Origin of the sequence: Ornithinimicrobium panacihumi (assembly GCF_052073805.1) — a bacterium.
GTDB lineage: Bacteria > Actinomycetota > Actinomycetes > Actinomycetales > Dermatophilaceae > Ornithinicoccus > Ornithinicoccus panacihumi.
On record NZ_JBQGWG010000007.1, the window covers coordinates 1 to 20,521 of the forward strand.

Annotated in this window: 13 protein-coding genes and 2 pseudogenes; 11 read left to right on the forward strand and 4 right to left on the reverse strand. The window is 69.3% G+C overall.

Features of this window, described 5'->3' with window-relative positions; all coding sequences use genetic code 11:
• Positions 1 to 136 precede the first annotated feature (136 nt).
• Positions 137 to 1,486, forward strand: coding sequence for a Mu transposase domain-containing protein (locus ACTMMA_RS08380; protein WP_441188762.1), 1,350 nt, complete (start codon positions 137 to 139; stop codon positions 1,484 to 1,486).
• Entirely contained in the window at positions 1,483 to 2,328 is an 846-nt protein-coding gene (gene istB / locus ACTMMA_RS08385) for an IS21-like element helper ATPase IstB (protein WP_441188763.1), read from the forward strand. The genes ACTMMA_RS08380 and istB overlap by 4 nt, the downstream gene beginning before the upstream one ends.
• Here the strand turns inward: istB and ACTMMA_RS08390 are convergent.
• Together ACTMMA_RS08390 and ACTMMA_RS08395 are read right to left on the reverse strand one after the other, a co-directional pair.
• Positions 2,320 to 3,648: an MFS transporter gene (locus ACTMMA_RS08390; protein ID WP_441189672.1), complete on the reverse strand. Its 1,329-nt coding sequence runs from the start codon at positions 3,646 to 3,648 to the stop codon at positions 2,320 to 2,322. The two genes, istB and ACTMMA_RS08390, sit on opposite strands and share 9 nt — an antisense overlap.
• A gap of 141 nt (positions 3,649 to 3,789) precedes the next feature.
• Entirely contained in the window at positions 3,790 to 5,043 is a 1,254-nt protein-coding gene (locus tag ACTMMA_RS08395) for an MFS transporter (RefSeq protein ID WP_441189807.1), read from the reverse strand.
• 379 nt (positions 5,044 to 5,422) lie between these two features.
• Between ACTMMA_RS08395 and ACTMMA_RS08400 the strand changes: the two genes are divergently transcribed.
• Both ACTMMA_RS08400 and ACTMMA_RS08405 read left to right on the forward strand, forming a co-directional pair.
• Positions 5,423 to 5,932, forward strand: a complete 510-nt coding sequence (locus tag ACTMMA_RS08400; RefSeq protein WP_441189673.1) for a hypothetical protein — start codon at positions 5,423 to 5,425, stop codon at positions 5,930 to 5,932.
• A 77-nt stretch (positions 5,933 to 6,009) separates the two neighbouring features.
• Positions 6,010 to 6,258: pseudogene (locus tag ACTMMA_RS08405) on the forward strand (FtsX-like permease family protein); the annotation flags it as partial.
• Between the two features lie 130 nt (positions 6,259 to 6,388).
• On the opposite strand, the gene ACTMMA_RS08410 reads toward ACTMMA_RS08405, so the two are convergent.
• Positions 6,389 to 6,958 carry a hypothetical protein gene (locus tag ACTMMA_RS08410; RefSeq protein WP_441189674.1) on the reverse strand — a complete coding sequence of 190 codons (570 nt, stop codon included), beginning with the start codon at positions 6,956 to 6,958 and terminating at the stop codon, positions 6,389 to 6,391.
• 911 nt (positions 6,959 to 7,869) lie between these two features.
• On the opposite strand from ACTMMA_RS08410, the pseudogene ACTMMA_RS08415 reads away from it, so the two are divergent.
• A pseudogene (locus tag ACTMMA_RS08415) lies at positions 7,870 to 8,030 on the forward strand (IS110 family transposase); the annotation flags it as partial.
• A 72-nt stretch (positions 8,031 to 8,102) separates the two neighbouring features.
• On the opposite strand, the gene mobF reads toward ACTMMA_RS08415, so the two are convergent.
• Positions 8,103 to 13,646 carry a MobF family relaxase gene (mobF, locus tag ACTMMA_RS08420; protein WP_441189675.1) on the reverse strand — a complete coding sequence of 1,848 codons (5,544 nt, stop codon included), beginning with the start codon at positions 13,644 to 13,646 and terminating at the stop codon, positions 8,103 to 8,105.
• 228 nt (positions 13,647 to 13,874) lie between these two features.
• On the opposite strand from mobF, the gene ACTMMA_RS08425 reads away from it, so the two are divergent.
• The 6 genes from ACTMMA_RS08425 to ACTMMA_RS08450 all read left to right on the forward strand — a co-directional run bounded on the left by ACTMMA_RS08425 (position 13,875) and on the right by ACTMMA_RS08450 (position 20,150).
• Entirely contained in the window at positions 13,875 to 14,216 is a 342-nt protein-coding gene (locus ACTMMA_RS08425) for a hypothetical protein (protein WP_441189676.1), read from the forward strand.
• Positions 14,217 to 15,120: 904 nt separating this feature from the next.
• Positions 15,121 to 16,287 carry a peptidoglycan-binding domain-containing protein gene (locus ACTMMA_RS08430; RefSeq protein ID WP_441189677.1) on the forward strand — a complete coding sequence of 389 codons (1,167 nt, stop codon included), beginning with the start codon at positions 15,121 to 15,123 and terminating at the stop codon, positions 16,285 to 16,287.
• Between the two features lie 7 nt (positions 16,288 to 16,294).
• Positions 16,295 to 16,966 carry an ABC transporter ATP-binding protein gene (locus tag ACTMMA_RS08435; protein WP_441189678.1) on the forward strand — a complete coding sequence of 224 codons (672 nt, stop codon included), beginning with the start codon at positions 16,295 to 16,297 and terminating at the stop codon, positions 16,964 to 16,966.
• A gap of 31 nt (positions 16,967 to 16,997) precedes the next feature.
• Positions 16,998 to 18,098, forward strand: coding sequence for an FtsX-like permease family protein (locus ACTMMA_RS08440; RefSeq protein ID WP_441189679.1), 1,101 nt, complete (start codon positions 16,998 to 17,000; stop codon positions 18,096 to 18,098).
• Between the two features lie 1,147 nt (positions 18,099 to 19,245).
• Positions 19,246 to 19,764: a NucA/NucB deoxyribonuclease domain-containing protein gene (locus ACTMMA_RS08445; protein ID WP_441189808.1), complete on the forward strand. Its 519-nt coding sequence runs from the start codon at positions 19,246 to 19,248 to the stop codon at positions 19,762 to 19,764.
• Between the two features lie 59 nt (positions 19,765 to 19,823).
• Positions 19,824 to 20,150 carry a hypothetical protein gene (locus ACTMMA_RS08450; RefSeq protein ID WP_441189680.1) on the forward strand — a complete coding sequence of 109 codons (327 nt, stop codon included), beginning with the start codon at positions 19,824 to 19,826 and terminating at the stop codon, positions 20,148 to 20,150.
• Positions 20,151 to 20,521 lie beyond the last annotated feature (371 nt).

Genomic DNA, 20,521 nt, shown 5'->3' on the forward strand with positions numbered 1-20,521 from the left:
TGACGGCGCTCAGGTGAATCTCCCCAGTTCTGCTCACTGAAATTCCCCACCCTGTGGCCCCATCCGGGGACGGGCGGGGCTCCTTCGATGATGGCGGTCTCTGACCACACGCCTACTCGAAGGAGCCCCTCGTCCCATGCTGTCACGGGAGGAAGACATCGAAGTTCACGCGTTGGCCCGGCAGGGCTGGACGATCTCAGCGATCGCCCGGCATCTGGGTCGGGACCGTAAGACCATCCGCGCCTACCTGCGCGGAGACCGGGCCGCGGGCGTCCGCAAGCCGGCGGGGCAGGACCCGTTCGAGCCGTTCGTGGACTACGTCCGCGCCCGGCTGGCCGAGGACCCGCACCTGTGGGCGATGACCCTGTACGACGAGGTCGTCGAGCTGGGGTACGACAAGGCCTACTCCACCTTCACCCGGCAGGTCCGCACCCGCGGGCTGCGCCCGCACTGCGAACCGTGCGCCGGCACGAAGGGCCGCCCGGCGGCGGTGATCGAGCACCCACCGGGTGAGGAGACCCAGTGGGACTGGGTCGAGCTGCCGGACCCGCCCGAGCACTGGGGCTGGGGCACCAAGGCGTTCCTGCTCGTCGGTGCCCTGGCCCACTCCGGCCGGTGGCGCGGCGTGCTGTGCCCTTCGATGGACCAGGCTCACCTCATCGGCGCCCTCGACCGCGTGACCAGAGCGCTCGGCGGGCTCACGCGCTCGTGGCGGTTCGACCGGATGGCCACCGTGTGCCACCCGGCCACCGGGCGTGTGTCCGCGTCGTTCGCCGCGGTGGCCAAGCACTACGGCGTCGGTGTGGAGATCTGCCCGCCGCGGCGCGGCAACCGCAAGGGCGTGGTGGAGAAGGCCAACCACACCGCCGCCCAACGCTGGTGGCGCACCCTGGCCGACGAGGTCACCGTGGAGCAGGCGCAGGCGTCGTTGGACAAGTTCTGCACCACCCGTGGCGATGCCCGCATGCGGCCCGGCGGCCCCGACGGGAAGGCCTCCGTGCTCACCCTCGCCGCCAAGGAACCGCTGGCCCCGGTCCCGACCGTCCCGTTCCCCGCGTCGATCACCGAGGAGAGGGTCGTCTCGGCGCAGGCGCTGGTGGCCTGGCGCGGCAACTTCTACTCCGTCGCCCCCGAGCTCGCCCGTGCCCAGGTGACCGTCACCTGGCGCCTGGGCAGCACGCGCATCGACATCGCCACCACCTCCGGGACGGTGATCGCCCGGCACGAGCTCGCCCCCGACGGTGCTGGCGTCATGGTCCGCGAGCACGCCCACGTCACCGCGCTCGAGGCGCGCGTCCTCGCCGGGCACGACGCCTCTGTGCCGCACCGGCGCAAGGAACGCATCCCACCCGGCCCCGCAGCCCAGGCAGCCGCGCAGGCGCTGCGCGCCCGCCACCAACCCGAGCCCGCCACCACCGCGGACGTGGTCATCGACCTGTCCGCCTACGACAAAGCAGCCCGAGGAAGGAACACCCTGACCCGATGAACACCACACCCACGACCGCGACGACGACCGAGGCGCTGCCGGCGCCGATGATCACCAGCCAGGCGTCGACCTACCAGCAGCTGCGCTCCCACCTGGCCGCGTTGAAGCTGCACGCCGCCGCCGAGCACCTGCCCACCGTCCTGGCAACCGCCGCCGAGCAGGGGTGGTCGATGACCGCGACGTTGGAGCACCTGCTCGCCCGCGAGGTTGAGGCGACCGAGGCCCGCAAGCTCGCCGGCCGGCTCCGGTTCGCCTCACTGCCCACCCCGGCCACCCTGGCCGACTTCGACTTCGACGCCGCCCCGAACGTCGACCGCAAGCTCATCGACGAACTGGCCACCTGCCGGTACCTGGAGTCGGCGACCAACGTGCTGCTCATCGGCCCGCCCGGCGTCGGCAAGACGCACCTGGCCGTCGGCCTGGGCCGGGCCGCGGCCGAGGCCGGGTACCGCACCTACTTCACCACCGCCGCCGATCTGGCCGCCCGGTGCCACCGCGCCGCGATCGAAGGACGCTGGGCCACCACCATGCGCTTCTTCGCCGGCCCAACCCTGCTCATCATCGACGAGCTGGGCTACCTGCCGCTGCCCGGCGAGGCCGCCTCCGCGCTGTTCCAGGTCGTCTCCCAGCGCTACCTCAAGACGTCCATCGTGCTCACCACCAACCGCGGCGTCGCATCCTGGGGCGAGGTCCTAGGCGACAGCACCGTCGCCGCAGCCATGCTCGACCGGCTCCTGCACCGCTCCGTCGTGCTCAACCTCGAAGGCGACTCCTACCGGCTGCGCGACCACCACGCCCGCCAGGGCACCCTGCGAGCCGCCACCCGCCAACCCCTACACTGACCACCGCCCAAGGTGGGGAAATTCAGTGAGCATCACTGGGGAACTTCGACGAGCCTCGTCAGTGGGTTCGCGGTGCTTCCATTCCTCGGGAAGGTTCCGGTGGGGCCGAAGGGGAGACAGTAGGAGAACCGTCGCGGCGACGACCAACAGGCATGGAGACAGCAGCAGCACCACTCCGTAGGGCAAGGGGCCTCCAACGAGTCCACCGAGGAGGGCACCTACCGGCATCGCTCCCAGCGAGACGAAGCGGTGTGCCGAGGTGACACGGCCCATCATGTCCAGCGGAGTGACCTCGGCCCGCAGGCCGGCGCCACTGATGGACGAGACGACCACGACCAGGCCGAAAGCGAAGCTGGTCCCAGCGACGAAGACCGCACCCGGTCCTGGAAGCACGTACCCCAGCGGCAGGATGAGCCCGGCCAGGGGCAGCAACCAGTAGCAGACCAGCATGGTGCGGATCGCCCCAACCCGGTTTCTGATCGGCATCGCGATCAGCGAGCCCAGGATGCCCCCGGTCGCGCCGATCGAACCCGCCAGTGCGTAACTGCTCGCGCTCAGACCGAAGTCCTCCAGGGCGACGAGCACGATCAACGTCGCGAAGACACCCGCGCCTGTGTTGATCAGGCCATTGGTGACCAGGAATACCCGAAGGACCGGGTGATGGCGGATGAAGCCGAAACCTGCGACCAAGGACCTGCGAAAGGGCGGGTGCTGCACGCCTTTCTGTCGAGGCTCGGGTGCGCGGATGGACCACGCCGCCGCGGCCGAGAGCACACCCGTGACCGCCGTGATGACGTACAGGACAGGTGCTGCCATCCGGGTCAGGAGCGCAGCGGCCACGGCAGGCCCGACCACCTGGATGGTGGTGTCAGTCGACTGCAGGCGCGCCGTGGCCTCGGAGACGTTCGTGGGTCCAACGATCGTCGGGACGAACGCTGTCTGGGCAGTATCCGAGAAGACCGAGGTGAAGCTGATGATCGCAGCCACCAGCATCAAGTGGCCCACGGTCAACCATTCGCCCACGTACGCGATGGGGACGCTCAAGGTCGCGGCGGCGCGTAGCAGGTCCGAGGTGACCAGGACCGGCCGCTTTCTCCATCGGTCCACCCACACCCCAGCCGGCAGCCCGATGACCAGGTACGCACTGGTTCCCAGTGCCATGATCAACCCCACCTGCCAAGCGGCCGCCTCGAGCACCACCACCGCAGTGACCGACAACGCCAGCGTGCCGAACTGTCGCCCCACCTCCTGCGAGACGTTCGAGAACCACAGCCGCCGAAAATCCCGCACCTTGTGGACCCCGCCACGCTCACCCGTCACGGTTGGCCACCGTACCGGCGAACACCCACCTACCCGCGCATCAGACCGCTAGCACGCCCTCTCATCGGCACGAACGACCGGCGGCACTAGCGTGCGTCCCACGCTCCATGCCGCATGAGAGTGCGGACGTGGGTGGCAGGTTTACCGTGCTTTCCATTCCTGGGGCAGGTGGCGGTGTGTTCGTAGGGGTGAGGTGAGGAAGATGCCTGCGGCGATCGCCATGAACAGCGGTGCGCCCAGGATGACGATGGAGTGGGGAAGGCCCTCTCCGAGGATGCCGGCGAGAAGGGCGCCGAGGGGCAGTGTGCCCAGGGTGACGAACCGGCTGGCTGAGGAGACGCGCCCCATCTTGTCCAGCGGTGTCACCTGGGCGCGGAGCCCGGCGGAGCTGATGGAGGAGGTCACGATGATGAGGCCGAAGGCGAAGTCGCACAGCGCGACGTAGAGGGCACCGGGCCCGGGCAGAATGAAGCCCAGCGGCAGGATCAGGGCGGCCAGGGGGAGCAGGCAGTAGCACACGAGGATGGTGCGGATCTCCCCGAGAGCCCGTTTGACGCGCAGCCCGACCAGGGCACCGAGGATGCCGCCGAGGGCCCCGATCGATCCGGCGAGGGCGTACTGCTCTGGGGGGACGGCGAAATCCTCCAGCGCGACGAGCGTGGCCATCGTCGCGAACACGCCGGCCCCGGTGTTGATGAAGGCGTTGGTACCCATGAGCACCCGCAGCGCTGGGTGGTGGATGACGAAGGTGATGCCGTGGCCAAGGTCGGACCAGAACGGAGGGTGCTCGTGCTTGGCAAGGGCAGGCTCTGGGGCAGTGATGGTGCGCAACGACAGGGCGGACAGCAGCGCTGCGGCGGCGGTGAGCACGTACAGGTAGGGGGCGGTCAGACGGGTCAGGAGCAGCGCGGCCATCCCGGGGCCGACCACCTGCATCGTGGTGTCGGTGGCCTGCAACCGGGCGGTCGCCTCTGAGACGTTCTCGGGTCCGACGATGCGCGGGACGAATGCGGTCTGCGCGGTATCGGCGAACACCGCGGAGAAACTCATCACCGCGGCGACCAGCATCAGCTGGCCGATGGTCAGCCAGCCGCCGAAGTAGGCTACGGGGACACTCGCTGCGGCCAGGGCTCGGGCCAGGTCTGCTGCGACCAGCACCGGTCTCTTGCGCCACCTGTCGACCCAGACACCGGCCGGCAGCCCGATCAGCAGGTAGGCACTGTTTCCCAGGGCGGTGATCACACCCACCTGCCACGCGGAGGCCTCCAGCACCACGACGGCCGTGACCGCCAGGGCCAGGACGGTGACCTGCCGGCCGACCTCCTGAGCCATGTTCGAGATCCACAAGCGGCGGAAGTCACGCACACGGTGGACGCCCTTGCCAGAACCGTCCATCGCATCAGTCACCCGAGGAGGTCTATCACGAGCCAGCACGTTCACAGCTGAGCCACGACGAAGCCGCCACCCACGCGCGCTATTCGGCAGACGGGTGCGCCACGGGCGGCGTTGTAGTGCCTTCTGCCGCGGCCGCCGCCGACGTCGCTACCTTCTACATCGCCACACGAGACCCGTCGGGGCCTCGCAAACCCCATAGGATGCACTCATGACTGGCGTTGCGAGCCGGGCCGCCACATCTGGTGGGATCAGGCCCGCGGCGGTTGCGCTGCTGGCCGTGCTGGCGACGTCCGGGTGCGGCCCGGGCGGAGGGCAGACGGCCGTGCCCGGCGCCGTGGTCTCATCGCCACCGGAGACGTCCGGCGGGGATCCTCTGACCGTGCAGGCCTACCAGAGCGAGCTGGCCGACATGTACGGCATCACTGATCCACCACGGGTGGAGGTGCTCCGTGAGGTCAGCCCCGCAGAGCACATCGAGATGCTGGCCCGGTGTATGCAGGAGGCAGGCTGGACCGTGGAGCAGAACGAGGATGGCCAATGGTCATTCGTCGTACCCACCGATCAGCAGGAGGCCTTCAACCTGTCCAGCTACGTCTGTGAGGCACAGTACCCACCAGCGGAGCAGTTCCGGCACCCCTGGGCTCAAGAGCAGACCGCGTTCCTCTACCAGTTCCTCACCGAGGAGTACGTCCCCTGCGTCCAGGCGCTGGGGTACGAGGTGTCCGAGGCTCCGACACTTGAGGTGTTCCTGGCCGCCGGGCCCTCCTCGTGGATACCTTCGGCACAGGTGGGGGAACAGACCCGGGCAGCGGGTGCAAGCTTCAGCGATGTCGAGAAGGCTTGTCCCTCCCAGTCTGACGCCGACGCGCAGTTCCCCACCTCACCGTGACAGCCGCAGTTGCAGGAATAGGCCGGTGACCCGGGCGTTCGGCCGCACCCTCCTGCTCGGCGTCCTCTGCGGGGACGCTGCTCGTCGCGATCGTGACCCTGGCCGACGTCCTGGTCCGCCGCAAGGGCCTCGGCCCCGGCCGCGCCTTCGGCGCGACCCGGGCAGGGATCATCACCCTCGTCGTGCTCCGCACCCTGTCCCCCGCCCTCCTCGGCGCCACCCTCGGCATTGCCGCCGGACTGTGGGTCGCCTCCCGGCTCGGCACCGGCGCCACACCATCCTGGGAGTTCACCACCGGCACCGCCACCCTCTCCCTCCTCGCCGCCGCAGCAGCAGCCATACCCCCGCCCTCTACGCCGCCACCCGAGACCCCGTCAGAGTCCTCCGCACCTCCTAAACGCAACGACCTAAACTCGGCAAACGGGGCAACCACCCGCGGCAGTTTCGGACGGGTGCTCAACGCGCAGGCATCAGCGCAAATTGCTCCATTTGTCTGCCGTCTTGAGCCAGGACAACTACCTCCTTGGGCCTTTGTCCAACCCATCCGACAACACATCGACCGTGCCACGGAACCGCAATGTGTCGTCCCTCCACAACGACGTGAGCGACCTCCGCGTTGACCCGGACAATGCAGTAATTGATCCACCTCCCACGGCCAGGCCAAAGCCTCCTCGCGCCGCTGTCCAGGACGCCACCAGCGCCCTCTGTCCTCACGACCCGCGCATTGTGCTCGGAGTGGGCGCTCGGCCCCGATGGCAACACTGCAGGTCGGTAGTCAAGAGCGTCGTCATCAAGGGGTCCACCGCCACCGCCCAGCATCGTCCACTCGTTTCCGCGCCGCACGAGGATGTAAGTCTCCTCGACGTTGCACCCCACACTTCTGCGAGCAAACATCGTGACTGCGATGTCATCGGAGACATCCACAGCCATGGGGACGTAGCGCCGACGTCGGCTCAATCTCGTCGCCGGCGTGAGCTCACGCGACTCGATGAGTCGAAGGCTCTCGGCTTCGGCGTCGTATGCCATGCGGCCAACCTACGTCTACCAGTACAACAGCTTCAGGACCGTAGCCCTCGGTGCGGCAGATCAGGATGTTGCACCGTGCCGCCGCGCGCCGTAGGCCACGCACTTGGCAGCGTTCCACGCCCAGCGGAATCGCTTGTTCGCTGCGAGGCGAGGCCTTGTGACGCTAGGGTCCGTTCATGAGGCCAACGCCGCAAAAGGTCGCCCGTCCACTCGCCGCCCATCCTCCACGCGCCCTGGCCGGAAGGCATCGACGATGCGATCCCGTGGCTTCGGTCCTTGGGGATCTCAACAGACATCGCACAGTAGACACCTTGCGATGGCGACTCCCGGTCCTGGGGGAGGGCCAAGCGAAGTGGTCAAGGGACGTCCTATGGATGATTTGATCCTCCATGAGGACGCCGAGGTCACCGCTTGCGGTTTCCTCGTCGACGGCAGGCTGTGGGTCGTTTCCCCGTGGGCGCCCCAAGCGCGGATGCGGGTAGAAGGCGGGCAGGTCGGGGTCGACGTTGCTAAGCCCCTCCCGGCCTCACCACACGCCGTCGTCCGCGTCATCGGCCGTTGGCGCGAAGGACGGATCGCCGAGGCCACGGCGCGTGGAGTCGAGACGCCCGATGCAGGCCACTGGAAGTCGCCACCCACGGATGTCCTGCCCAGTGACCTGGGCGCAGAACGCTTCTTAGAACTCTCGGGTTGGCTCAGGGAGAGGTCCGGGGCACCGGTACTGGGATCCGGCGGGTCGGACGTCTCGATGACCATCTCGGTCCTCCACGTCACAGCCGAGCTAGCCGAGGCCGCGGAGCAACTTCCCGTAGCGTGCGAGATCTGGGCAGCGATAACACCGATCGCGGCACCGCGCTCGGCCGGTCACTCGGCCAGTTTCCACCGACTACCGGATGAAGGACGCAGCGAACGCTGACGCGGCGCGCCTGCGCCCGATCGACGAGGCGTTGACCAACCTGCAAGTCATCATCGGCTACGACGATGACCTCGCAGCCGAGATCAAGCGGGTCTCCAACCGGTCCTCGGCTTACTCACCCAGATCCACCCCGCCCTCGAACGGGTCCTGGGCCCCATGGTCAGGGGGAGTTAAGGAACGACCTCTCTTCGGCATGAGGGTGATGTCTGACAGCCTTCGGAGGGAGCGTTATCGGCGCCGGGGACCGCCCGGCGCGCGGTGTCCGGGGGTGGTGGGCTGGAGCATCTCGCCGGGGTGGCGGCGCGCTGCCGTGGCGGGCTCCGGCCCGGCTCGTCGACCGGGCTGTTGCGGTGTGTGGTTTGAGGCCTCGCGCTGCCGGACGGTGCTGAGCTGGCCGAGCTGGTCCTGGGCGACGTGGCGGGGGTTGTTGTCCTGGTGGCGGATCCGATTGACCAGGAGGACCCGGAGCACGTCGGGGTCGGTGCCGGTGCGCTGGTGGATCTGGTACACGCCCTGGTCCCAGGTCCGGGGGTGCGCGGCCGCGAGGACGGTGAGCGCGGCTTCGGTGGCCGGGTACCCATCGAGGTTTCGCAGTCGCTCGTCCAGCAGGGTCTGGTGCAGCTCCTCCCGGTTGACGGCCAGGGCACGGGTCAGGGCCTTGGGGCCGCGGCGCTCGAGGCTGTCGGCGGGGTCGGACCCTTCGGGGAAGTGGACCACCTGGGGGCTGGCGCCGTGCTGGGCCAGGAGCCAGAAGTCGCGGTGGGCGGCCAGGTGGCCGGCCAGGTCGCCGTCGGTGGCCACGATCGGGGTGCGGTTCATGGCGGCCAGCTGCCGGGCCTGGGTCTCGGTCAGTGAGGTCCCGAGCGGTGCGAGGCCGAGGTAGCGGCCGCGGGTGGCCAGGGTGATCGCGTGGGCGTCCATGGGTCCTTCGGCTAGGACCGAGATCGCGCCCTTGGCCAGGAGCTGCCGTGAGGCACCGTAGAGCTGGTCGCCCTTGTGAAACAAGGGGGTGTTGGGGGTGTTGAGGTACTTCGGGCCGGCCTGCTCCCGGTCGTCGTGGTCGGGGTTGCGGCGGCCGACGAACCCCAGCACGGTGCCGTCCTGGTCGCGGATGGGGAAGACGGCACGGTCCCGGAACCGGTCGATCAGGCGGCCGTCGCGGGTGCGGGTGGCCAGGCCGGCGGTCTCCAGCTCGAGGTCGCTGACACCGGTACCGCGCAGGTGGTCCAGCAGGGTTGTCCACCCGGCGGGGGCGTACCCGGGGTGAATCTGCGGGTGACCGGTGACGTCCTGGCCGAACCGCTCCAGCAGGTATCCACGGGCCCACCCGGCGGCCAGCTGGGTCTCGTAGTAGTCCAGCGCCAGCTGGTTGACGTCGGCTAGACGGGGCAGCGGGACCGGGCTGGACTGGGCCTGCTCGTGCCGGTCCCACTGCTCGGCCAGCTCCTGCTCGGAGTAGTCCAGCTTGTCCGGCTCGTGGGACCGGATCGTGGACCACAGCGCGAGGGCCGCGACCGGGTGCAGGTGCTCCTCGTGCTCTTCGGGCTGGTCCGCGGCCGGCTCCTCGGAGACCACCGCGGCGACCTGGTCGGGGTGGGTGGCCAGCCAGGCCAGGTCGGCGGCGGTGGGTGCGTCCTCGGGTGGTGGAGCGGCGTCGTACAGGTCGGCCGGCGGCAGGTCCTCGATGTGCCCGTCCTCGTGGGCGGGGTCGGTCAGGGCCGCGCTGATGCGCCAGGTCATGGCCTGGGCGTCGTCGACGTCGGCGCCGCTGGCCGGGGCGGCCTGACCGAACAGGTCCCCGGTGCGCCACCCGCGGGCCAGGGCCTGGTCCACGGTGGAGACCAGCGGCGGCCACCAGGGGGAGTCCTGCATCTGGCGGGCCCGGTCCGTCCCGACGGCGTGGACGAGCTGCGGCATCCAGTCAGCGGCCAGCTCGTGCTGGGTGTCGACCTCGTGGGCGACGGCGGGGGTCAGGGTGCGGGCGATGCGCCACCACAGGGCTGCTGCGGCGTGGTCGTCGGGCAGCGCACCCTCGGCCATGGCCTGGGTCACGCGCGCGGTGGGGTCGATCCCGGCCCGGGACAGCCCGGCGAGCCGGTCGGCCAGGACGGGGGCGAACTGGTCGCGTCGGGCGGCCTGGGAGGCCGCGGCGATGAGCGGCCCGAACTCGACCAGGGCGGGGTGGCGGCCCATCTGCAGGGCCTGGCCCAGGTGGCGCTGGTGGACGCTTGGGGCCTTGTTCAGCTGCCGGGGGCCGGTCGGGCGCAGGTCGTCGTCGGGGATCTGGTGGGCGGCCCGCCAGACCTGGACGTCGGCGAGCAGGTCCGGGTCGGGGCGGCGTGCTCCTTGCTGGGCCCACGGGGGCGTGGGGCCGGTGCGTGCGTCCTGGGCGACCTGGTCGGCGAGGTCGCGGACCAGGTCGGCGCGAGCGGTCAGGTACGTGCCCCACCGGGGGTCGGCGGCCAGGGCGGCGGGGACGGCTGGCACCCACGGGAGCGGGCCGGGGCCGGCGTTGCGCAGACCGGAGTCGTCCAGGCGCCAGCCGATGACGGCGGCGACGTCGCTGGCGGTGTCGAGCTCGCGGGTGTTTGCGGCCTGCTTCAGGACCGGGACGGGGTCGACGTCGTTGGCGCCGATCAGGATGAGGTGGGCGCGCAGGGTGGGCCAGGCCGGGGCCTGCACCAGGTCCGGGATCGTGCTGGCCTCCCGCTCCAACCGGGCCACCTGGTCGGTGCCCAGGTGCTGCTCCGCAGCGAGGGAGAGGGCGTCGGTGTAACGGGCGGTGGCCTGGCCCAGGGCGAACGCGGGGGAGTCCTGCTCGCGGATCAGGGTCTGCACCGAGCGGGGCGCGTCGTCGCGGGCCAGGATGCCTTCCAGGACGTCCGTGGCGGTGGGGGGCAGTGCGTTCTTGGGGTGGATCAGGGTGTGCGGGTCACCGTCGCCGACGACCTCCAGGTAGGCGTGGTTGGCCTGCTTCCCGCGGGTCATCATCGTGTAGAGCTGCTGGCGCGACTCCTGCCCGCCGAGCAGCCCGTGCATGGTGTCCACGGACAGGCCCTGGGCGGTGTGGACGGTGCCGGCGTACCCCAGTTCGGTGCTGGCCTGGACGTAGGCCTCGGGCAGGGTGATCCGCAGGCCGGAGTCGCGGTGGCGTACCGCCAGCCCACCGGCGGGAGTCACGTCCTCGATGAGCCACCGGTCGCCGTTCTTGACGAAGTCGGTGGTCGAGGTGCGTAGTCTGCGGTCGTTCTTGCGGGTGATGATGAGGTCGCCGGGGCTGGCCTCGTTCCCGTCGGACAGGACCCGGGTGACCAGGGGAACCTCACCGTCGCGCTCCAGCCGCTCCTGACGGGCGCGCCGGTTGAGCTCGCTGACCAGGTCCCGGGTGGGGGCCAGCATCATCGAGTCCTTGCCGTCCTGGACGTCGTGGCGCCAGGCGGTGAAGACCCGCTCGGCCATGGTGCCCATGTCCCCGACGTGGACCCGGCTCTGGTCCAGGTAGAACCCGAGCGCGGAGGTGTCGCCCTCGCGCAGGGCCAGGGTCGCGGCCCCCTCGGCCGGGTCGCGGAAACGCAGCAGCTCGGTCAGCCGCAGCGACCCGTGGGTGGCCTCGATGTCGCGCAGCACACCGCCGGCACCGATCGCGGCCAGCTGCCGGTCATCGCCGATGAGACGGACGCTGCCGCCCCGGGAGGTGACGAACTCCACGGCCCGGCGCAGCGACAGGGTGTCGGCCATGCCGGCCTCGTCGATGACGACCAGGGTGCGGCGCCCGATGCGGTTGACCAACCCTTCCTGGTCCCGCTCGCCGCCGGAGGTGTCTGTGGGTTGCGGGTGTGCCTGGTCGATCTGGTAGATGAGCTTGGTCAGGGTGTCGGTGCGGGTGCCGATCTGGTCGCGCAGCTGCTCCGCGGCGGCCGCGGACGGGGCCAGCCCGATCACGTTTCCGCCGCCGGACTCCCACGCCCGGGACAGGGCTGCCATCGCCGTGGTCTTGCCCGACCCGGCCGGCGCGATCGCCAGCTGCAGCCGGGCACCCGAGGTCGCCATACCCCGCACCAGGGCCTGCTGGCCGGGGTTGAGCCGGACCCCGTTCGCCTCCATCTCCAGCAGCGCGATCGCCACGTCAGAGGCGGCCGCGACCCGCCCCCCGGACTGCCTGGCCGCGTCCAGCAGATACTCCTCGGCGGCGATGACCTGCGCCGAGGTGAACAGGGCCGACCCGGCCACCTCGTAGACGCTGGACCCGTCCACCCGGTGCAGCTGGTCGGGCGCGGTCGCCGCGACGTCGCGGGGCCTGGGTAGAGCGGTGCTGCACGTGCCCAGGGCCTGGTCGACCAAGGCGTCGACCATGCCCTGGGCGCGCTCCAGCGGCACGTTCTCGTACCGCACGACCCGCTGTGCCTCGGCCCGGACGTGCCAGACCTGCCAGGTCCCTCGGCTCTCCTGGATGGTGTCGATGATGCGGCGTGCGTTCTGCTCGACCCACCCCGGGCCGGTCTCCGGTGCTGCCGCGTCGCGGCCCCGGGTGAAGGCGCCGGCGAACATCGCCGACACCGCTTCGTCGCCGCCTAACACTGCTCGCGCCTGGGCCGCCCACTGCGCGCGTTGCTGGGCCAGGGAGCGTGGTTCGTGCTTGTCCTGGCGGGTGTCCAGGGTGGCCTGCTGGGCCAGCTTGACCGCCTCGACCGCGGTCGGTGGGCGCCCGTGCCGGACCTGGAAGTCACGGGCCAGTGCGTCCCGGCGGGCCTCGATGTCAGCACGGCGCGTCGACCATGCCGAGTTGAGCTCGGCCGGCACTCCGACGACCTCGCGGACGGGGCGGGTGCGGGCGTCGGGGGAGGGGCGTTCGGCGAAGGTGAGGCCGAGCTTTCCGAGGTGCTGCTCCAGAGCGGTGTTGTACGTCTCGGACGCGGTGACGGTGGCCTTGAACAGCACCCGGCCGTCGATCGCGAGCCACTTGCCGTCCAGGGTCTGGACCTTGTTGGCGACCGCGACGTGGGTGTGCAGGTCGGGGTCGCCGGCGCGTGAGTCACGGTGGGTAAATGCGGTGGCGACCAGCCCGGTCACGTCCACCTGACGGGCGCCGCCGGCGCCGGTGCGGGTGAACAGTGCGTGGGTCTCCAGGAAGGCCAGGGCGTCCTTGACGGCGGCCTGATGGGCCAGCTCGATCTTCGCTGCGGTGGCCTGGTCGGCGACGGCCCACAGGGCCGAGACGCTCTTGACGGGGGAGAACGTCAGGTCGTACCCGGCGACCGCCTGCGAGGTCGGGCGGGAGTGCTTGGCGATCGTGCCGGCCAGCTCCCGCTCCTCCGGGTCGCGCCCGTGCTCGGCCCGGAACAGCTCGGTGGCGACCTGCGTGCGGACCCTCGCGCGGGTGTCGAAGTCCACCGGTGTCCCCGCTGGCAGACCGGCCTGGCGGTTCATCTTGTCCAGCCGGCCGGCGACCGTCTTGCGCAGCAGACCGGAGTCGCCGGGGATGACCGGGTAGGCCCGACCTAGCATCATCTCCGGCCCCAGGTCGTCGACGTCGGCCAGCGGGTGCAGGCCCATCCCGAAGAGGTTTTCCATGTGCTGAGCGGTGACGACGTCACCCGCGGCTAGGCCCTCGATTCCGGCCATGCCGGAGCCCACCCACACCCCGGGCGACTCGCCCTTGTCGGTGTAGTAGCTGGCCAGCCCGGCGTGCCCCACCTCGGTGGCGTCCTGACGCGCGACCTGGCGGGTCAGGTAGTCATACCCCGTCCCCGCGGTCAGCTTGTGAATCGTCATCGCCACAGTAGAGAAAAGCCTCGTTTCCACCCCCGGGGTTCAGGTACGTGACATGTCACTGAACCGTTAGTGCAAGAGGTGTGTCCGGTTTGGGGGCGTTGCTCTGACAGGGGGTCGAGGGGGGACTGGAGGGGAGCGAGGCTGCGCCGTGGGGTGAACCTCGGAGGGCTGGCCGGGCCTTTAGGTAGGTGACGGAGTGTCGACCGGGTCCGGGAAGGGTGGTCAGGAATGGTGGCGAGTCGTGAGCAGAAGGTGCGGGCGCAGGCTCGGGCGCGGGCGGCTCAGGCGCGGGAGCGCCGGCGCAAGGCGGAGCGGGACAGGGAGCGGCGCGGGTTCGATCTGGCGGTGGCGGCCTCGGTCTCGCTGGCGCGTCGGGATGAGGCGGTGAGCCTGCTGGAGGCTGAGGCGGGCCGGGCGCTGGAGTCGCTGGTGACCGATGAGGGGTACGCGGTAGCTGAGGCGGTCGAGATGACCGGGTGTGAGGGCCTGACCGTGCACGAGGCGTCGCGGCTGCGGCGGGTAGCTCGGGGTGAGGACCAGGGCGAGCCGGTCGCGGCGGCGGACGGGTAGCACAGTGGCTCGGGCGACGGTGCATCTGCTGGAGCAGGCCGTGGCTTCGCCGGAGGTGGTGGCGCGCTACCGGGCCAAGATCGTCACGGTTCCGGGGTCGGAGTGCCACTGGTGGACGGGGGCTATCTCGGGGCGCGGGCACGGGCGGGTCGTCATCGCGCACCGGCTGGGCACGGCGCTGGCGTGGGGGCCGGCTGTCGCTGCGGCGGTCGAGGTCGCGGGACACCGGTGCGGCAACCCGCTGAACGGCAGACGCTGGCGCCGAACATCGTCCTGCAAGGGAGTAGGTCCGTGATCTGCGAACCTTGCCGGCCGCCAAACCAACCTGAGGACTGCAGCGACGGCCGGCCTTAAGTACGCCTGGCGGCGGTGCTGCTGCCAGCACCATCAACCGCCCCGAAGGGGGCGCGGAACGTGCTCTGGCCCTCGGCGGCGTCAACCTGGGGACACGGCCACCGGCAGGGCGTTCGCGGCGGGTGACCTGCTCCTGAGAGCGCATGTGGACACCCGTCGGTGACAGCTGACCGACGCTCTGGGGGGAGAACCGTTCACCGGGTCCATCTGGTCGAGGCGATCGGAGGGTTGATTTCCCCCGATCTGGATTCACTTCGAGCGGAAACTGTTGATGATCCGCCTGACGGCAACCGGCTCACCGAGAGTGCCGCCGCCCCTCGGCGCGGCACGAGCGGGCGTGCCCTCGCGGGTCGCTGCCGTACTCCAAGGAACGGCGCAAGGGGTCCGCCGCCGTCGAGTAGCCGTCTCTCTCGCACTGGCGACTGTGACCCTAATCAGTACTTCGTGTGAGTCCCTCAGCCTGGCTAGGCGTACGGACGTTAGGGTGACGCCACGTTTCGTCGTCGAGAGGTTCTTCATGGCTGGCAGTGCTGTCGTCAAGACATCGCCTGTGCGCAGGGTGTTGGGGGTCCTGTTGGTCCTGGTGTTGCTGGCGGCGGCGGTGGGGGCGGGGTGGTGGGCGTCGCGGGCGACGTTGACCTCCCAGGTCCCCGAGGAGGACGCGGCCGGTGCCGGCGCGGCGTCGCAGGTGGTGTGGGCGGAGGCGTCGCAGGGGTCGGTGGGGCGGTCGTTGCCGTTGTCGACGACGTTGCTGCAACCGGCTCTGCCGGTCGCTGCGAACAGCTTGGCGGGGGTGGTGACGTCGGTCTCGCCGGGGGAGGTGGACCAGGGCGGGGTCGTGTATGTCGTGGGGGCCACCCCCGTGCGCGTGGTGGAGGCGGGGGCGCCGTTCTGGCGCGACCTGGCCCTGAATTCGAAGGGTGATGACGTGACCGCCCTGCAAGAGCTCCTCGTCGACGAGGGGCATCTGGAGGGTGAGGCGGACGGGGACTTCGGTCCGGTGACGCAGCGTGCGGTCAAGGCGTGGCAGAAGGGCCAGGGGCGGGAGCAGACCGGGGTGGTGCCGCTGGGTGAGCTGGTCGCCGTGAGCGACCTGCCCGCGGTGGTGCAGCTGGGGGAGGGGATCGTGGTCGGTAAGACCCTGGCCGGGGGTGAGGACAGCGTGCTGGCGCCGACCGGGGTGCGGGAGTTCGTGCTGGTCGTCACGGCCGAGCAGGCGAGGTTGATCCCGGCCGAGGCGACGGTGGAGATCACGTTCGAGGACCACACGTGGGATGCGGTGATCGGCGGGTCGGAGCTGGATGAGTACGGGTCGACCACGTTCACCCTGACCGCCCCCGACGGTGGGGAGGTCTGCGGGGAGGAGTGCGGGGTGCTGCCCAACGATGCCCAGGTGACCTTGCGCTCGAGGGTGGTCGTGGTGCCGGAGGTGTCCGGGACCACGGTCCCTGCGGCCGCTGTCCGCTCCCGCCCCGGCGGGGGCACGTATGTGGTCACGGCGGCCGGGGAGGTCGACGTCACGGTGGCGGGGTCCGGGCAGGGCATCGCCGTCATCGAACCCACCGGCGGTGAGCTCGGGCCGGGTACGCGGGTGCAGGTCACCGGCGACGGCACCGCGCCCGCCCCGGCACAGCCTGCACCCCAGCAGCAGCCACCGTCTCCTGCGCCTGGTGAGGGTGGCGAGGGTGATGGTGCCGGGTCCACGCAGGACGGGTGAGGCAGGCGTGCTGGCCGTGGAGGGTCTGGGGTTCGCGTACTCCCGGGGTGGGGAGGAGCTGTTCGACGGGCTGTCGCACGAGTTCACCCCGGGGGCGGTGACCGCGGTCACCGGCCCGTCGGGGCGGGGGAAGTCGACGTTGCTGTACGTCCTCGGGCTGATGCTCACCCCCACCCGGGGGAAGGTGCTGCTCGACGGGGAGGCTGTGTCGTCGGCGCCGGATGCGGTGCGGGCGCGGGTGCGGGCGCACCGGATCGGGTTCGTGTTCCAGGACTCGGCCCTCGACCCGACCAGGACGGTGCTGGACTCGGTGGTCGAACCTGCCCTGTACGCCGGGTGGCGCCTGGGCCGTGCACGCGGGCGTGGCCGTGACCTGCTGGAGCAGATGGGTGTCGGGGCACGCGCGGACCACCGGCCGGGCGAGATCTCCGGCGGGCAGGCGCAACGGGTCGCGGTCTGCCGGGCCCTGGTCACCGACCCGGTCGTCATCCTGGCGGACGAACCGACCGGGAACCTGGACCGGGACAACGCCGCCCAGGTCCTCACCGCCCTGTCCGCCGCCGCCACCGGCGGTGGTGGTGGTGGGTCTGGGGGTGGTGACGGGGTACCGAGGACGGTGCTGATCGCCACGCATGACCCGTTCGTCATCGACCACGCCGACGAGGTGCTCTCCCTATGAGGGGCTCAGTGGTGGCCCGGAGGTGGGCCCGGTGAGGTTCTGGTTGATGGTGCGCGAGGCCCTGGCGACGACGTGGGCGGCGAAGGTCCCCTCGGCGCTGGTCACGTTCCTGGTCGCGACGATGTGCGCGGCGACGTTGGCGACGGTGGGGCGGACCGCCGCGGCGGAGGAGCAGCTGCTGGCCCGCCTGGACTCGGCCGGCTCCCGGGTGCTCGCGGTCTCCGACGCCCGCGGAGACGGCCTCATCAGCCCGACGGTGGTGGACCAGGCCGCGGGGTTGTCCACCAGCGAACGGGCGGTGGGGACGTTGATCCCGGTGGACGTGGTCAACGGTGCCGTCGGTCAGGGCGCCACGAGGGTGCCGGCGTGGGGGGTGCACGGGGACCTGTCCGCGGTCGCCACCCTCACCTCGGGCCGGTGGCCGGGGCCGGGGGAGGCGCTGGTCACCACGGACGCGATGGCCCGGTTGGGGTTGGACGCACCGGTGGGGTGGGTCGCGCAGGCCTCGACCACGGTGGTGGACGACTGGGCCGTTGTCGGATCGTTCACCCCCAGGGAACCGTTCGGTGACTACGGCACCGGGATCCTGTACGTCGCCCCTGAGGGGAGGGCTCTGGACACCCTGCACGTGGTGCTCACCGACGCCGGCGTCGCGCAGGCCGCGCAGGGACAGGTCCTCGCGCTGATCGACCCACCAGCCCCCGACAGCGTCACGGTCACCTCCCCGGTGTCCCTGGCGCAGCTGCAGGAACAGGTCACCGGCGACCTGGCCGTGTTCGGCCGCACCCTCCTGCTCGGGGTCCTCGGCGGCGGCGCGCTGCTGGTCGCGATCGTCACCCTGGCCGACGTCCTCGTGCGCCGCAAGGACCTCGGCCGCCGCCGCGCCCTCGGCGCGACCCGGGCCGGGATCATCACCCTCGTCGTCCTGCGCACCCTGGCCCCCGCCCTCCTCGGCGCCCTCCTCGGCGTCGCCACCGGGCTCTACCTCACCAACCGCCTCGGTGCCACACCCCCGTGGGAGTTCACCACCGGCACCGCCACCCTCGCCCTCCTCGCCGCCGCAGCAGCAGCCATCCCACCAGCCCTCTACGCCGCCACCCGAGACCCCGTCCGAGTCCTGCGCACCCCTTAACCTACGGACCCAGAATCCCAAGAACCGATCGGTGCGGCGCAGGAACACCGAGTTCGTACTGAATCGTCCCAGAAGGAGTGCAAGCGGTTCTTGCCCGCACGTCTACAGGCGCTACAGAGAAGCCTACTCAACAGTCCACGGCGGGCGGAACATAGCCCACACGGACGGAGGGCGCAACCATCGCCAGGTTGACTCCCTAGTGACCTACATCATATTGCCGCACGCAACTGCAAACAGGTACTTTCCATCCAACTAGCCATCCGGCGAGCTGCTTTCCAACTCTGGAGGTTCCCACATGCGACACCGGCGTACCCGATCAGCAGTGCTCATAGCAGCAGTTTTCTCCCTCTCTACGGTTGGAATGACTGCCCCCAGTATGGCTACACAATCCGAACTAGAAGCTACGGAGGTGGTGTCGCCGTATGAAACTCCAGACGCGGTCGCCTCCGAGCCGGGCGGGTCTCTTGAGGATTTGCCGCTAGTGTCGATTGGGTCCGACTCGATCCAGGGCACTTCGCTAGACGACTGTCTCACCCTTGCTAAGAACATTCGAAACTCCGGGAGGAGTGGCGGAAACGGAGTATGCGTCAGCGTAGAAGAGTCCACGCGAACGCTGACAGCTCAAGAGCAAAGGAAACTTGAGCAGGCATTTGAGAATTCGGGTTCTAAGCCCCTGAAGAAAGAGGAGGGCCTGACTTCAACGATCACGCCATCGCCTTCAGCGCTCCCCGCTGAATGCCAGCAGTCGGCTCCGGCTAACCCGAACTGGCTCGCAACTAGCCGTCGGTATGCCTGCCAGCGCCACGACCTTTACCTAAATGTGGTCGGGATCCCCTCTGGGACGATTCAGGGTACGGCTCGCATCGGCCTGATTGTAGAGATGGAAGGGACTCGTTACAACGGCCCGGAGATGACATCCAAGATCAGCGCATGGGTCTGGGATGCTACAGGCATCGGACACCCTTCGAGCGCAACTGGGACTCTGTACGGTTGCGAGGGATGCGCTACTCAGTCTACATTCGGCCCAGTCGGAGTTTCTGGAGGTTCCTGGGCGGGGAACGGATCCTGGAAGAAAACACTGAGCACATCTCAGATTGCCACCGGACTTGGCGGGAAATGGGATCTGACCTTCAACGGCAGCAAATGGATGTCCCCCGCCAAAATATCTGGAAGCCTGGCATCGTATAGGTGCGATAAGGTTGCAAGCACGGGAGGCGGATGTGTTTTCAATGCGGTGCCGGGAGTGGCGGCGTTCTCGACAGTGACCTACCCACAATTTACGAACCACGTTGGCCTAGCTCTAAGCTCCGGCCTACCGGGGGGCATTCGGACCACTTCTTACCTGACACGTTTGCAGGATTCAACATTGGTCTCAAAGAACCGTGCCACCGCCTGCCCTAGCAGTTTGACACGACCCGCCGGCAAGAGTTGTGACGAGTACCCCTTCGCGAGTACGTATCAAGGCGCCCACACGGGCGGGGGGACGACCGCCCGCAGCTGGCAGGGATGCCAGATGCCCGATCCGACTAGGACTGGCCCGACAGGCTGGAGCCGATGCTTTATTGATGAGAAGCAAAACTCTGGAGCAGGCAGTGTTCTCTCCGGCTTCTACACGTCTGAGCGCATTCTGCAAGGCGACAGGTTCCAAGTAGGGTTTACCCAATGAAGTCAAACAGTTCAATCCCGGAGACCACTCGGTCTTTCACCAACACCACTAGGAGAATCATGATCCGCATGAGGAACAGACTGGCTGCCAGCGTCGCGGCCCTCACGGTTGTGACTGCAACTGCGCTGCCAGCCCTAGCTGACGATACGTCAGGCACGTTCTACGACTCGAAGTGCCTTTCGTGGGCTTGGCCGCACATGGCTACCGAGTGGTTTGGGGGGGTTTCCATCAAGCCTCCCGGCCGGTCCTACTACCTCAACACCGACTACAAGGCATCCTGGAGGAGCGTCGTCAACTCTGGATCCCAGGCGGGCGGCGCATACGCGGTGACAGGCACCCGGTTGAACTACTCAAAGACCTTCCCGTTCTGTGGGGACGGGTCGTAGGTAGCCGGACTCAACCGGAGGTGGGTGATGAACGCGGTTCATCACCCACCTTCGGTGCTGTGGCAGAGCGATGTTCTCAACCCACTCCCTAGAAAGCGGTTTGTATGAAAAGACCTTGCGCAGTTGCCATCACCACCTTGTCTCTCCTGCTCGTCGGTTGTGCTGGGCCAAGCGCCGATTCCACAAGTGCAGATGTAGCCCCCAGCGCTCGGGAAGCAAACGCGCCCGAGGTCGCCAGCCCGCCTGAGGAGTCCAGCCCGTTGGATGTTACGGAATCACGTCAAGCCAGAGCTGACGCTGCGAAAAAGGCGCAGGAGGATCTTCTCGCATGTTTCGAGTCCGAGGGCTTCCCGTCGAAATTTGATTCCAGC